The organism is Mesorhizobium sp. 131-3-5 (assembly GCF_016756575.1).
Lineage (GTDB): Bacteria > Pseudomonadota > Alphaproteobacteria > Rhizobiales > Rhizobiaceae > Mesorhizobium > Mesorhizobium jarvisii.
In genome coordinates this window covers 144,447-157,694 of sequence record NZ_AP023256.1, presented here as the reverse complement: position 1 = coordinate 157,694, position 13,248 = coordinate 144,447, and the positions used below count along the sequence as shown (strand labels likewise).

The following is a 13,248-nucleotide window of genomic DNA, read 5'->3' as shown; positions in this document are numbered from 1 at the left end:
CTAGGAGCGCACTAGCAGCGGCACGAGCCCTTCATGGCGCTCGTCGAGATAACAAACAATGTGGTCGCCGACGCGCTCGAACGTGAGATCGACTTTCGCCTCCCCAACCGCCAGGTGACGAATGACGATATTGTCGATGCCTATTGGCAACCGTGGCCGGTCGACCTCGATCGCACGGTTCCACCCGTCGATCCGAATTCCCAAACAGGCCTGCAGCATCATGAAGGCCGAGCCGGCGGACCAGGCCTGCGGCAGACACGCGACAGGATAGGCAACCGGTGCATCGCCAATCGCGCGGGTGAACCCGCAGAATAGCTCGGGGAGCCGCATGTTAAAACGAACCGCGGCCTCGAACATGCTGCTCATGAGTCTCACGACGCCGGCACGCTCTTGGTAGCGGGCGAGCCCGGCGGCACAGATGGCAGTGTCATGCGGCCAGATCGAGCCGTTATGATAGGACATCGGATTGAATGGCACCTCGTCGTCGGCCAAGGTGCGGACGCCCCAGCCGCTGTTGAGGTGACCCGAAAAGAGCTGCTCGGCTATTGACGACGCCCGCTCCGCCGACGCTAGCCCGACATAAAGCAGGTGACCGGCGTTAGAAGCGCGCACCGCGCATTGCTTACCTTCCCCGTCTATGGCCAAGGCGTAGAAATTTTGGTCTGGCATCCAAAAATGCCTCTCCACTGCGTTGCGGATACTTTCCGCCAGAGCGCTCCATCGCGCTGCCTTCACCGGGTCGCCGCGTCTGGCTGCGAGTGCTGCCATGCCCTGGTAGGCTGCAAAGGCATAGCCTTGCACCTCAACCAGCGCGATGGGTCCCCTCGGGATCGTGCCGTCGGCATGGAATATGGCGTCGGCACTATCCTTCCAGCCTTGGTTGAAAAGCCCAGTGTCCGCCGCCCTGCTATAGGTCACGAAGCCCTCGCCGTTGCGCGTTCCGACATCCTCTATCCATCCGACCGCCGCACAGAGCGAATCCCACATGCGATTGACAAACAGCTCATCGGCAGTGCGATCGGCGTAGGAGCAGGCGAGGTAGACATAGAGCGGGGTCGTATCGACGCCGCCATAGTAGCGGCCGAACGGCAGTTCGCGCAGCACCGCCATTTCCCCCTTGCGCGTTTCATGCATGATCTTGCCGGGCTCGGAATCATCGAATGTCGAAGTCTCAGTGGACTGATGGCGCGCAAGGAATGCCAGGACCCCGCGGGCAAGTGCCGGGTTGAGCCAAAGCATCTGAAGGGCCGAAATGACGCCGTCGCGGCCGAAAGCGGTCGAGAACCATGGAATGCCGGCGTAAGGATACGGGCCGGTCTCAAGATCGGTGGTCAGCAGTGCGATGTCGGCGCGCGTGCGCGTAAGCCAGTCATTGAACACGCGGCCGGAACTGAAGACGGTGGCGCCCTGCCGCCGCTTCGAGCGCATCGCAAATCGTGCTCGGGCCGCAGCGGCTCGAAAGCGGTCGCTGGAGGGGGCTTCTTCGTCGTGACCAACCTCTACAAACAGCGCCATTGCGTCACGCCTGCCCACTACAATGAAGAACACGGCGTGGTTGGACTGGATCTGGTCAGGCCGCGTCGAGAACGAAATATTCGACTGGCGCGCCAAATTGTCGAGCCCTTCGTAGCGAAACGTGACGCTTGCTTCGCCGATCAGCGCGTCATGGGCGTGACCTCGGCGGCTGCGCGTAGTGCCACGGACCTCGAACATGTCGCGAAAATCGGCGTCGAAGTCGAATCTCACAGGCAGGAGCACTTCGCGCCCAGAGTAATTCGTGAAGGTGACCCGCTCGAACATGCGATTTTGCCAGATGAACCGTGTCCGTTCGACGTGGACGACACCCGGCAGCGTTTCACGACCGTCTGGACCCGTCGTGGCCAAGTTCGTGAGATTGGCGGTGAACAGTATGTTGTCCTGCGACAGCGAGGCGCCAAGCAGGGAAGGAATGCGCCCGCCGATGAACAGACGGAAGCGCGACAGTACGCGCGTGTCGTCGCGGAAAAGACCGTCGCCGGTGCCACGTATGTCGCCGTAGCTGTCCGAGACGATGAAGCAGTCCTCATGCTTGAGCGCAAATTGCCTGTGAGGCTCGCGTGGCGCCGATTCATCGATCGCCGGCAGCGCCACAGCTGGGTCAAGCTTGCGATCTTCGGTTTCAGCGATCATGTCAGCTCTCCCGTTCGAAAGAGACTTTGCCCATTGAGGGCACATGCTTGTCGATCGTCGCCGACATCGAATTCGTCACCACCGCCCGCCTCGGCGCGGCATGGTCCGAACGCAAAAGCGTCGTTCGACTGGAGGTGGTATGATTGGCGAATTTTGGATTTTGAGCAATCAAACTTGATATCCAGCCGATCGCTTACGCCGCCGGTTCAGTCGCCTGACCAGCTATGTTTCCAGCATAGCTACTACGTCGGAAGGAACGTTGCTTGTCGCCCGTGAGCGAGCGATAGATCGCCATATAGTCGGCGCACATGCGCTCGGCGGTGAACCGTTTTTCAAAAGTCCTCCTCACCCGAGCTCGATCGAGGTCACCTACGCGATGAACGGCCTTCACGGCCTCTGCGATATTCTTCACGATAAATCCCGACACCCCATCATCAATGACTTCGGGAACGGCGCCACGATTGAACGCCACCACGGGGGTTCCGCAGGCCATCGCCTCAATGGTCACGAGGCCGAACGGTTCCGGCCAGTCGATCGGGAATAGCAACGCTGCCGCATTGCCCAAGAACTCCGCCTTTTGCCTCTCATTAATCTCGCCGATGAACTCAACATTTGAATTTCGAAGCACCTGTGGTTCGACGCTTTCTCTCCAAAACGAGCGGTCAACCGAATCGATCTTGGCCGCGATCTTCAGCGGCATTCTTGCGCGGGCGGCGATTTCTATCGCGGCCAGCGGTCCCTTTTCCGGTGAGATGCGGCCAAGGAACGCCAGATAGCTCGAGGCCTTCTCACGGAAGGGCAGGATACCAGGCGGCAAGCCGTGATAGACCGTTCCGAGCCAATTGACCGGGGGCATCGGCCGGCGCTGATCATCGGAGATCGAAACCAGTGGAATGTCATCGAACATTGCATAAAGCCGTGCGAGGTCTGGGAGGTCAAGCCGGCCATGAAGGGTCGTAACGGTTCGCCTGCTAAATTCTCTAATGATCGGAAAGTGCAGAACGTCGACGTGGAAATGCAGCACATCGAAGGCTTCCGCCCATCTGCGTACCTGCTCAAGCATCGAAACGTGACACGGCACGGGGTCCCTTCCCTTAGGGCTCAGGCGTAACGCAGCGTCGCAACACGCCACAAGTTCGGCCGACGTCCTTGAGTCGCCGCTGGCGAACAGCGTCACCTCGTGGCCTTGTCGAACCAGCTCCTCGGTCAGATACGAGACGATGCGCTCGGTACCCCCATAGAACTTGGGTGGGACGGACTCCATTAGAGGTGCAATCTGGGCGATCTTCATTGTAGGTGCGTCCGCGACTTAAGACTTGCCAAGGCCGACGGCATGCGAGCGCCGCTCCTTTCGCCCGCAAACTTTCGAATTGCTAATATGTTCCCGAAAGACGTAACGGCTGACGGTCTGACGCAGGGGAACCGCACACAAGGGCTCGGCCGCGGGTGCGATCGCTGCAAAGTCCCACTTCAGGCAAGCCACCAGGTGTTCGGGCACGCCTTAGTATATTTTCACCAAAATGCGGCCAAGCCTGCATTGGTTCGCTTCGAATCCGGAGGGGCCGGTCCGCCGGTCCGGCGGTCCGGAGTGGGCCGGCCCGAATGGATTCCATCGAATGTGAGGCCAAACCGCGATTGGTCACGGTCATCTCGATGGCTGCGGCGCCACCCATAACAGTCAGGTTCCTCAGCCTCGATAAACAGGTCAGGTGTAGACCCGATTTTGGGACCAAAGTCCGACTCTGGAACGGTTCGACGCCCTCTGGGTTAGATTTGTGAGCGCCGACGAGGTGCTCTTCAACTAGCATTGAAGGAGAAAATCATGAGGATGCATTTCGGTGCCGCCGCTGCGGCTTTCTTGCTCATAGCCGGAATCGGTGCGGCCGCGGCAGAGGATGTGGTCATCCAGCCTGAACAGGACACGGTCATCCGGGAATATGTGAAAAAGCAACCGTTGGCTTCCGTAAAGCTTCCTGGCGTGGAACTCAATGTTGGCACAGCTTTACCTGATACCGTTGAGCTGCATGAGGTTCCCAACGTCAAATACCGGTACGTCGTGATCGACAACCGGACCGTCCTGGTCGATCCGGGTACGCGCAAGATCGTCAAGGTGTACGATTAAACGGCAGACGGCAGACGTTGATCGGGCGGCGGAAGTTGAAGGGGTGGCAGCAGGCTTTGTAGTCTTTGCGGCCACCCTCTGCCGCTCTGGCCCGACCTGTCCTACTGGAGCCTACGCGCATTTCGGGCCTCATCCCCATCCTCGCAAGCAACGCTGGCTCATTTGCCGCTACGCATTTCCCGGCCCTAGCGACAACACCCGGCAGCGCGTGGAACAGATCAAGCTGTCGTCCTTTAGCCAGATCCATCCGTTCGAGAGGTCGTTGGTGCGCACTGTGAAGCGACGGGGGAGGCAGCGGCAGCATTGGCTTTGAGACAAGCGGCTGATCGGAAAAAACCAGAAGAGAACACCAAGACGGAAAACACAGTTCGCCATTGCTCGAACCGTGATCCGCGCAGGCAAGTCGTTTCAGGGTAATCTACTGGGGTCGGGCAACGCCGTCAGACCCATGCCGACAATCACAACTCCGTAAAATCGTACATCGATTTATTATTGAGAGCCGACTCAAGGAGAGTGAGATTCGTCGCTTCGCCCGGCTGGCTCAAAGGGCCGGCGCGGCCCGGCTAGTCATCCTGTGTCAGCCCGAAGGCGGGCCGGGCCACTTGCCACGACTGATCGCCTCGAAAATCACTTCGGACACGCTTCTGCCACGAGCATGCATTTCGTCAAGCCCGTATTGTGGTGCACAATATGCGGCATCAACGTCCCACCGAGCGCAAGTTCTATTGATTTGGGCTATCCTTTGCCATGACGTTGAAGAGTACGAGGCACGCCAGCAGGGATACGACACCGCCCAGCAGGTCGTTGCTCGTCAGACCGGCAAAATGGACCAATTCAAACGCCAATACGGACATCATAGCCACCCGGGATTCGAAGGCCTCCAACCAAATTAGAACCGCTACGCGGTGCTAATGTTCCGCCCATGGGTTGGGGATTCACATTTCCGCAGATTCGACCACTCCAGGCTTGTTCGGTGGAAGGGTTATCCCTCTATCCAGGCCTTGTCGCCGATCATCCTTGCCTACGCTCCGATACACATTGGATATTGAAACCGGCCGCGGGCGAGCCTTATAAAAATCGATGTTTTCCCCATTGCTTTCTAAGGAGCTTGCGATGGATAGCGTGACCGTAAGCCTCAATGATCAGGTCAGCCCTTGCGTTGAAGTGATCGAAGTCTGCGGAGAATGGTTCGTCCGCGTGGTCGACGGCGACGAGGAACTAACCCGATCATTCCAATTGGAGCCGTTCGCCCTGGCCTACGCAGAGGGCCAGCGAATACGTCTCGGGCTTACTGATTTCGATCGGCTGTAGCGGTTAACGCCCGCTATCTTGCCGGGAGCTGGGACGTTCCACACGCTCATAGCCTCCGTCACCCTGATCGGCTGGCGCACACCATCACGCCGGGCATCGGCACGATATGGCTATAAGTTCGAGGGGGTCGGCTCAGCTACGCCAGTCACGTTCGCGTCATCTGATGCGCGAACATCCTCGTAATCGACTGTCGCGACGACCGCCCCGCTTGCATCCTTAGCCCGCACCGCCCAACCGACAGGCGTTTCACCACGCGAGAGCGCGTCCTGCCACAGGTCGGCCGCAGAACGTCGGCATTCGTCCAAGACCGCTTGCAGCGTGGGAAACGAGAGGCCTGCGAGCTCTCGCACTTGACCCTTGTCTTGATACTCGAGGGTATAAGACGCGGCGCGGCCTGATTCCAGCTGACTTCGCATACTGGCGTCTGCGGCGCCGCTGTCTTCATCGAACGCGGCGGCGTGCAATAGCAGCACCTTTGCCTTTGCAATCAATTGCACGTCATCGAGGGCGCTGTCATAGGCCAGGGAGACGGAAATCGCCTCACCACCTTCGCCCACGAAGCGGACTGTCGGGAAAGGTCCGTTCTCGACGACCGTTTCAAGAATCTGCATGGGATACTCCACCGCTATCGGTCTTTCGGGTCAGTCCTTGACATACGCCCCAGGCTGTCGCCCGCTCTTTGGCGCCTTGGCGTCCTTGGAATGCTCGGAAAGGGCGGGCCCGGCGCCGGAGACCTTCTGTGTGGACGGCGATGGCGTTGCAGGCCGTGATGGAGACTTGGATTGAGGGGCCTGAGGGTTCTTGTCGGAAGTTGTCATGTCGGTTTTCTCCCATGTCATGAGTCAGGGATGAACTAACCATCGACTTGGAGGTTCCCCCGTCGTCGCGTTTCCAGAGAACCGCTTAGTTTGCGAGAGCGAACCGTCGGCAATGATCAAGATACGCAAGCTCATGCGTTGCGAGCAGGTCAATGACGCTCGTCCATAACCACGACGGTGTCTTAGTGTTCGCGCCAGTCGCGTGCGACAGTTCGCGGGTCCAACAGCGCCAATCGGCGACGTCCATCTGGCGTGCGTGTGCTTCGCCCACAATCGAACCGAGGTGGCGGGCAAGCGCCTGCGTCTGTCGACTTGTCAGCCGGTCGATTTCGAGTTTCATATCGCGTGGCGATATAGCCCTTACAAAGACCGGCTTCCCCTCAATCTCACCGCACACCATGCGATCGCCAAGGTTTGGAGACATGGCGCGCGCGCCTGCCCGGACACGCTCAGCATGATTGCCCGGCATCTGTGCCCGCCGTGCCGAGGGAGCGGCCGCAGCAGTCGCTTCCTTGATGTCGAGCAGCGCCATGCGGCGATGCTTGCCCCGCATGAGGGCCGCAAAGCGCAGATGCCCGAGCGAACTGCATCCTTTGATCCAGTACGCCGCGTCCATGAATTCCCAGCCTTTCTTGCCGTGCTGTTCCGTCTCAGGAGTTAGGCCTGAGATATCCAGAACTTGGCAGAAGGTGCGCACCTGGCTGCGCTCGGGGTGATGCAAGGGCCAAAACCGACGGTTCCGCGGCAACTGCTTCTGTTGTCCTTCAAATCGCTCAAGGGCGAGGTTGTGCCAGCGGCGATGCGCGGCGCGTTTGAGCAGCTTTCGCAGGTCCTCGGATCCCCGCGCGCCTGACGAAGGCGCTGCCTTGATGTAGCCGGCGAGGAGGTTGTCGAGCATGTGCGCTGTTGTCACGCCCGGGAGGTCGGAACTGCGGATGGCCGAAGCCAGCGAGAGGCCCAGCCGCACGAGGTCATCTGCCGGGTTGCCGATGACGGTCTGGTCAAAATCCCGGATCTGGATCGCTACGCCGCCTTCCAGGTCCGAGAGCGCTCCCAGGTTGCCAAGATGGCAGTCGCCGCAGATCCAGGCAGCGGGGCCTTGCGGCAATCCTTCATCATGCTTGTTCAGCCAGTCATAAAACAGCCATGCGCTGCCGCGCACGAATGCATGCTGCGACTTTGCCATTTTGCGGAGGCGCAACCGCTCCAGATACCTTGGCCGATCCGAGAAGTTCATGGCTGCGTCTCCCGCCATCGGCGCAGCAGCGGCCAGACATGCCAAAGGCCGACCAGCACAATTATTGAGACGGCGGCGGCAAATACGCCCACTGCGGCTATCCCCGTAATCTTGCTCACCACGACGTACATCTCCACGGACAGTCCGACCGCCAGGAATACAGTTGCGGCGAGGACCAGCCTGCTCGCCACGGTGTAGAACGCCGGCGCCGCCTCTCCGCCATAGACGATCCTGTGATAGGCCGCCGGCGTCATGAGCAGGACGGTCGACAACGCAACGCACGCCAGGGCAATCCCATGAGAAGCTTTGTCAAGCGGCGGCATGGCGGCGAAGCCTTGAGTGACCACAATTGCCAATTGAAAGCCCAGCATGGCTTGTGCCCCGGGCAGCACAATGCGGCTTTCGGTCATCGCATACTCGATTTTGGTCTCGGTCGACGTTTGATGCATGGCTGATGCTCCCTCCTGTCGCCCCGCTCTGAAAACCATCGGGCCGTACCAGAACGTCAGCGCCAAAACGAGCCCCGCAGTCCCGGCACCGAAGGCGACAGAGACTCCACCGGTAACCTCCCCGGCGATAGCAAGGTCCAGGGCCATCGCCAAAGCGAACGGCGCGAGTGTGGTTTCGGCGGCTCGGGTAATAAAACGATCAACGCGCGGTCCAGCCGCGCCGTGTTCGACAATGCGATGGTAGGCGCTCGGCGTAATTAAAAGCCCGACAACGAGGACCATCAGGCCCAACGCGATGACGTAGATCACTTTGGCATCGGACGGCAGGGACGAGAATGCTGTCTGAAAGGGTCCCTGAAGCTGGAAGCCGAGCAAAATCTGCGCGCCAAGCATCAGCGTCCGCGATTCATCCAATGCCAGCTTGGTTCTCTTGTCGGGCGTCACCTCTTCTCAACCTCGGATGAGTTGTCCAATCATAACAACGGCCGCTGCAGCCATCACGACTGTTGCGACCCAACCCACCACGCGCAGCCCCAGAGGAACGGTGGCCTTTCCCATAATGTCAGGCCTCGCGGTCATCGCCATCATCACGGCCATAACGGGGACGGCAACCACGCCGTTGACCACGGCGCTCCAGTACAGGGCTTTGATTGGGTTGATAGGCGTGAAATTGAGGCCAACCCCCACGACGGTCGCGGCAGCGATCGTGGCATAAAAGGCCTTGGCTTCGAGCGGCCTGCGGTCGAGACCAACCGGCCACTTTCGCGCCTCTCCCAAGGCGTAGCCGGCCGAGCCCGCGAGCACGGGTATTGCCAGAAGCCCTGTGCCGATGACGCCAACGGCGAAGATTGCGAAGGCAAAGTTGCCCCCGACGGGTTTAAGGGCCTCCGCCGCCTGACTCGTGGACTGGATGTCCGTCACACCATGAGCATGTAAGGTCGCGCCGGCGGTAATCATGATGGCAAGCGCCACGATGTTCGAAAAGGCCATGCCGACATAGGTATCGAGGCGGATGCGTTCGACCGCGTTTTCCGTTTGCTCCGGGGCGTCCTTCAGTGGCTGGCGCTCTGGCTTGGCTTTCTCGTCTTCGACCTCCTGCGACGCCTGCCAGAAGAACAGGTATGGGCTGATGGTCGTGCCGAGTATCGCCACCACCGATGTCCAGAAATTGGCGTCGGCAGTGAATTTGGGGATTAGCCCCTTCACGACGTCGGCCCAAGGGACGGACACCACCAGGACCGTGGCGAAATAGGCGAAAAGGGATAGGGTCAGCCACTTCAGAACGGAGACGTACCGCGTATATTTCAGGAAAATTTGAAGGATGACCGAGATGGCACCGAAGGCCACCGAATACGCCAGGGGCGGTCCTCCGACAATCAACTTCAACGCGTCGCCCATGGCACCGAGATCGGCGCCGATGTTGATGGTGTTGGCTACGAGCAGAAGGAGGACTACCGACTGAAGCAGCCAGTTCGGATAGTATTTGCGCATGTTACCAGCGATGCCGCGTCCGGTCGTGCGACCGATCCTGGCACTGATCTCCTGGACGACCGCCATAAGCGGGTAGCTGAACAGCATAGTCCAAGTCAGCCCAAAACCGAATTGGGCTCCCGCTTGAGAGTATGTTGCGATTCCGCTCGGATCATCGTCGGACGCGCCGGTGACGAGGCCCGGCCCGAGCACTCCAAGGAGGCGTGGTTTTGACGGCCTGACGACCGGGCTGTTCTTGACGTTGTTCATGGGCTGTCGCCTTGCCTTTAACGAGCTACCTTGAGCAAAGGTCCGTAGGCCAAATAAAATCTCGCTGCATTAGCAAAAGTTGCAGATGCCGGCGCACTGTGTCCTTGGTGAGCCAGGTCCAGTCTACCCATCTGCACCGAACCGCAACTTCGGTCTCGAGTTGCCATACCAACTCATGACCCATGCTGATTCTCTACCCGCTGTGGGTAGCCAGACCCAGGAACACGCTGAGCTCTTCCTAATGCGTCTCGAACAGATCGGCGATGCGCAACAGCACGCATTGCCGCTCATAGGGCGAGAATTTTCGACCACGGTCCTTCGAAGGCGGCGCGTGCGGCGGCCACCGCCGCGTCGACATCGGCCGCCCCGCCGCGCGGCACGGTGGCCATCACCTCGCCCGTCGCGCGGTTCAGCGCCTGCATCTCCTGGCCGGACCGCGCCGGCGTCCACACGAATTCCGCCGCGACCATCGCTCCCGCCACCGGCGACCTCAAACCAGGAAAGCTAAAAGGTCGTTCGGATAATCGGACTGTGCAACAAGCGCGACTTCGCCGGACGTTGCCGGCGACGAAGGAACAGATATGAGACTTGCTGGCTAGGTCGCCATCGTCACCGGCGGCGGTTCGGGATTTGGCGAAGGCATCGTCAGGCGTCGCCGAGGGCCAAGGCCCCGGCGTTGCGCCGCGGTCAATCTGACGTCAGGAAGATGTTGCCAGTGAATCGAGCGGATGATGGACGATGCGAACGCCATTTACCGTGGGAACCTTGAACCTGAATAGCACCTCACCCACTGGATCGCGTCATGGAACGTTTTAGCCCTATCGAATGTTCATCATGCATGACGGAGTCAAAAGAAACCGAGCCAGGTGTGGATGCCAGCCGGCAGGAGTTTTCCCCGGCGTATTGCCGGGCAGCTCGCGCACTATTGGACTGGTCCCAGGCCCGCCTGGCTGCGAAGTCCAACCTAAGCGAATCCACGATACGCGACTTTGAGAGCGGTCGGCGCATCCTGCGCGCGGAAAGAATTGTAGCGGTCCGCAAAGCCTTCGAGTCCGCCGGCGTCACGTTCATGGTCGGCGGCCCTTTGCTGGCAGCGGCCGCCACAGGCCTGCCATTGCCTGAAACTGGAGGCCGCCCGGCCGAGGCACCAATGGCGGACGAAGGATTGTCGAGGCGATCGTTGCAAAAGAGACGCAGTCGACCGTTGAAGGGTGAAGATGCCGAGGTCAAACACATCGTCGAGATGCATGACATTTCGCCGGCCCAAGCGCGAGAACTTGTGCGCCGTCACGGAAACGATTGGCGCAAGATCGAGGAAGCTGCGAAATCCTATAAAGACCAGAATAAAGCGCCGCTGGAAGGCAAAGCTTGAGCCGCAATCCTTCAGGTATTCACGGGAGTAGCAGTCGTAGCGGCGTTCCCGAGAAAATGTTGGAGCTGGCGATGCCGGAGATACTCACTGCGCGGTGAAGAAGGTCAAAAGCACCTTGCCCTTTTCGCCGAGCAGACAAACGAAGCGATCAGCCGCTCCCGTTTTACCATTGCGGGCGACGTCTTTGCACCGCACTGCACCCAGGCCTGAAGGTCGTCGAAGGCGTAGACGACGCGACCGCCGGGTTTGGGTAGGCAGGCCGATTATGTAAGTGCTCTCGTGCGCGTCGAAAGACTGAGGAAATGCGCGCCTTCGCAAGTGCTCAGGTAGCGCGGCGGCAATGGCGCGGCGTTGGTGTTCCCGGCGTGTCTCCTTGCGGCATACGCGGCCGAGACTTCAGCTGTCCGTCGGCCAAATCCGCCCGTTCGAGAGGTCGATGGGGCCCTGCGTGAAGCAGGAGGCAGGCAATCGCCGCATCAGCGGCTCCAGACCTACGGCACATCATCCTTAGCTTTCGGCTTTGAACTTCGCGGCTTCGGTTTTGGCCTTCTCTTTGCCGTGTTCGGCGGTCAGGTCCTTAGCCTGCTTTGGCGAGATGTCGGTAGTTTCCGCTATTCCAACGCCTCTTTGTCCGACAACTCGGTATGCTGTCGAATGAGCCGAGAAGCAACTGACCAAGCTGCAGGCCGACCTGATCGAAGCGACAGCCTTCGGCTATTTCGGCTTGGACGAGGCGAACGCGGGATCCGCGTGCCGGTGGATCAGCTTCCATTCGCCGCCATCGCGCTTAAAGATTTCGGTGACGCGCAGCTTCAAGCTGGCGGGATGTCCGTCAATCATGCCTTCGAAGTCCTGAAAACCGGTCCAAAACGCAACGTCCTGAGAGGCCTGCAACACTTTCAGTTTTGTTTCGTTTCCGAGCGAGAACGCCTTTGCGTCGCCGTCATAGCGCGCGGCGACTTCTGCGGCGCCGGAAACTGAACCACCGGTAGGGGGGAAGAAGGTTGCCGTGCCTTTGCGCGCGACGATCGTATCGAGCATGCTCGCATCTCCGGTCGAATAGGCCGCGGCAATCTTTTCGCGCCGCGCCATGAAGTCTTCGAAGCCGCCATCGGTGTCCGATCTACCAAGAGCCGTAGCCCACTTCTCGAAGTCGGCCATAAATTTGCCGAGGAAGGCCTTGGTCTTGTCGTTGTTCAGCTTGCCGGTCTTGTCGAGCAAGGCGGCGACATCACCAATGTAGGCTTCCGGCTGCTGCATGGCTGGAACATCGAGGCGCTTGGCGCAGCGCATGATTGGCACCAAAGGCGCCCATCTTGTAGGGCGAAACACTGACAATGGCGGCCGGCTTGCCGGCCCAGGCGTTCTTGCCTTCCGGGCGGGAGGCGACATCCAGCGCATTCTTCAGGCAGGCAGGGACTGAACGGTTGTATTCGGGCGTCACGAATAGAAAGGCATCAGCGCCGGCAACATCGCGCCGTAGTCGCTCCCATGCCGCTGGCTTCTGGCCTTCCAGATCGTCATTGAACATGGCGACGTCGCCGATTTCGACCAGCCGACAAGCCAGGCCCGGCGGCGCGAGTTCGATCAGCGAATTGGCTACCATGCGGGTGAACGAAGCCTTGCGCAGACTACCTACAAAGACGGCGACATTGATCGACATGATGGCTCCAATCCCTGGCTTTTTCTGACCAGCGACAAACGGGGGCGTGCTGGCATTGTTCCGGTATTTTTATTCGAAGGGTGCCGCCGACCGACCGAAGCCGATGAACTTGCCGTGCGCGACGGCGTTCGCGACTACAAGACGCGGTGGATTCAGCGCGATCGCGGGTAGAGCGCCGAAGGCGCGCCGGCTCTTTTGCGCGCCGGGCGGCGGCGCGTAGCTCAGGGGAAGCGCCAGTCTGTTCGGCGCCGTCGTCAAATCATTCGCGAGAACACACGGACCGTCCGCGTGACGGCCTTCGGCAATACGCTGACTTTCCCATTTGAGGCTGAGCGTAACGCCCGCTCCTACGCCGATGGCCAAGCGT

Annotated in this window: 11 protein-coding genes and 2 pseudogenes; 3 read left to right on the top strand and 10 right to left on the bottom strand. The window is 60.0% G+C overall.

What is annotated here, in order from left to right; translation table 11 throughout:
- Together JG747_RS36355 and JG747_RS36350 are read right to left on the bottom strand one after the other, a co-directional pair.
- Complete coding sequence (locus JG747_RS36355; RefSeq protein WP_019864043.1) at window positions 1–2,169, bottom strand: amylo-alpha-1,6-glucosidase; 2,169 nt, start codon at window positions 2,167–2,169, stop codon at window positions 1–3.
- A gap of 193 nt (window positions 2,170–2,362) precedes the next feature.
- Window positions 2,363–3,460: a glycosyltransferase family 4 protein gene (locus JG747_RS36350; RefSeq protein ID WP_019864041.1), complete on the bottom strand. Its 1,098-nt coding sequence runs from the start codon at window positions 3,458–3,460 to the stop codon at window positions 2,363–2,365.
- Between the two features lie 531 nt (window positions 3,461–3,991).
- Here JG747_RS36350 and JG747_RS36345 point away from each other — a divergent pair.
- Window positions 3,992–4,291: a DUF1236 domain-containing protein gene (locus JG747_RS36345; protein ID WP_064982366.1), complete on the top strand. Its 300-nt coding sequence runs from the start codon at window positions 3,992–3,994 to the stop codon at window positions 4,289–4,291.
- A 1,113-nt stretch (window positions 4,292–5,404) separates the two neighbouring features.
- Complete coding sequence (locus tag JG747_RS36340) at window positions 5,405–5,602, top strand: hypothetical protein (RefSeq protein WP_027047930.1); 198 nt, start codon at window positions 5,405–5,407, stop codon at window positions 5,600–5,602.
- Window positions 5,603–5,712: 110 nt separating this feature from the next.
- On the opposite strand, the gene JG747_RS36335 is transcribed toward JG747_RS36340, so the two are convergent.
- The 5 genes and pseudogenes from JG747_RS36335 to JG747_RS36315 all read right to left on the bottom strand — a co-directional run.
- Complete coding sequence (locus JG747_RS36335; protein WP_019864037.1) at window positions 5,713–6,213, bottom strand: DUF6894 family protein; 501 nt, start codon at window positions 6,211–6,213, stop codon at window positions 5,713–5,715.
- A 292-nt stretch (window positions 6,214–6,505) separates the two neighbouring features.
- Window positions 6,506–7,606, bottom strand: coding sequence for a DUF2252 family protein (locus JG747_RS36330; RefSeq protein WP_020629219.1), 1,101 nt, complete (start codon window positions 7,604–7,606; stop codon window positions 6,506–6,508).
- Window positions 7,607–7,653: 47 nt separating this feature from the next.
- Window positions 7,654–8,550, bottom strand: a complete 897-nt coding sequence (locus tag JG747_RS36325) for a DUF6328 family protein (RefSeq protein WP_019864034.1) — start codon at window positions 8,548–8,550, stop codon at window positions 7,654–7,656.
- A 6-nt stretch (window positions 8,551–8,556) separates the two neighbouring features.
- On the bottom strand, window positions 8,557–9,846 hold the full coding sequence (locus JG747_RS36320; protein ID WP_020629218.1) for an Nramp family divalent metal transporter: 1,290 nt from the start codon (window positions 9,844–9,846) through the stop codon (window positions 8,557–8,559).
- 241 nt (window positions 9,847–10,087) lie between these two features.
- A pseudogene (locus tag JG747_RS36315) lies at window positions 10,088–10,295 on the bottom strand (aldehyde dehydrogenase family protein); the annotation flags it as partial.
- A gap of 353 nt (window positions 10,296–10,648) precedes the next feature.
- On the opposite strand from JG747_RS36315, the gene JG747_RS37750 reads away from it, so the two are divergent.
- Entirely contained in the window at window positions 10,649–11,218 is a 570-nt protein-coding gene (locus JG747_RS37750) for a helix-turn-helix domain-containing protein (RefSeq protein ID WP_317452366.1), read from the top strand.
- A gap of 714 nt (window positions 11,219–11,932) precedes the next feature.
- Here the strand turns inward: JG747_RS37750 and JG747_RS37475 are convergent.
- The 3 genes and pseudogenes from JG747_RS37475 to JG747_RS36295 all read right to left on the bottom strand — a co-directional run bounded on the left by JG747_RS37475 (window position 11,933) and on the right by JG747_RS36295 (window position 13,244).
- Window positions 11,933–12,259, bottom strand: coding sequence for a YybH family protein (locus JG747_RS37475; protein WP_236952535.1), 327 nt, complete (start codon window positions 12,257–12,259; stop codon window positions 11,933–11,935).
- A gap of 99 nt (window positions 12,260–12,358) precedes the next feature.
- Window positions 12,359–12,881: pseudogene (locus JG747_RS36300) on the bottom strand (NADPH-dependent FMN reductase); the annotation flags it as partial.
- A 69-nt stretch (window positions 12,882–12,950) separates the two neighbouring features.
- On the bottom strand, window positions 12,951–13,244 hold the full coding sequence (locus JG747_RS36295; protein WP_199201966.1) for a hypothetical protein: 294 nt from the start codon (window positions 13,242–13,244) through the stop codon (window positions 12,951–12,953).
- Window positions 13,245–13,248: the final 4 nt, after the last annotated feature.

Excerpts from the sequence above, each read along its gene's own strand:
- JG747_RS36355 (WP_019864043.1), bottom strand. The coding sequence starts at position 2,169 with ATGATCGCTGAAACCGAAGATCGCAAGCTTGACCCAGCTGTGGCGCTG.
- JG747_RS36350 (WP_019864041.1), bottom strand. The coding sequence starts at position 3,460 with ATGAAGATCGCCCAGATTGCACCTCTAATGGAGTCCGTCCCACCCAAG.
- JG747_RS36345 (WP_064982366.1), top strand. The coding sequence starts at position 3,992 with ATGAGGATGCATTTCGGTGCCGCCGCTGCGGCTTTCTTGCTCATAGCC.
- JG747_RS36340 (WP_027047930.1), top strand. The coding sequence starts at position 5,405 with ATGGATAGCGTGACCGTAAGCCTCAATGATCAGGTCAGCCCTTGCGTT.
- JG747_RS36335 (WP_019864037.1), bottom strand. The coding sequence starts at position 6,213 with ATGCAGATTCTTGAAACGGTCGTCGAGAACGGACCTTTCCCGACAGTC.
- JG747_RS36330 (WP_020629219.1), bottom strand. The coding sequence starts at position 7,606 with ATGGCAAAGTCGCAGCATGCATTCGTGCGCGGCAGCGCATGGCTGTTT.
- JG747_RS36320 (WP_020629218.1), bottom strand. The coding sequence starts at position 9,846 with ATGAACAACGTCAAGAACAGCCCGGTCGTCAGGCCGTCAAAACCACGC.
- JG747_RS37750 (WP_317452366.1), top strand. The coding sequence starts at position 10,649 with ATGGAACGTTTTAGCCCTATCGAATGTTCATCATGCATGACGGAGTCA.
- JG747_RS37475 (WP_236952535.1), bottom strand. The coding sequence starts at position 12,259 with ATGCTCGATACGATCGTCGCGCGCAAAGGCACGGCAACCTTCTTCCCC.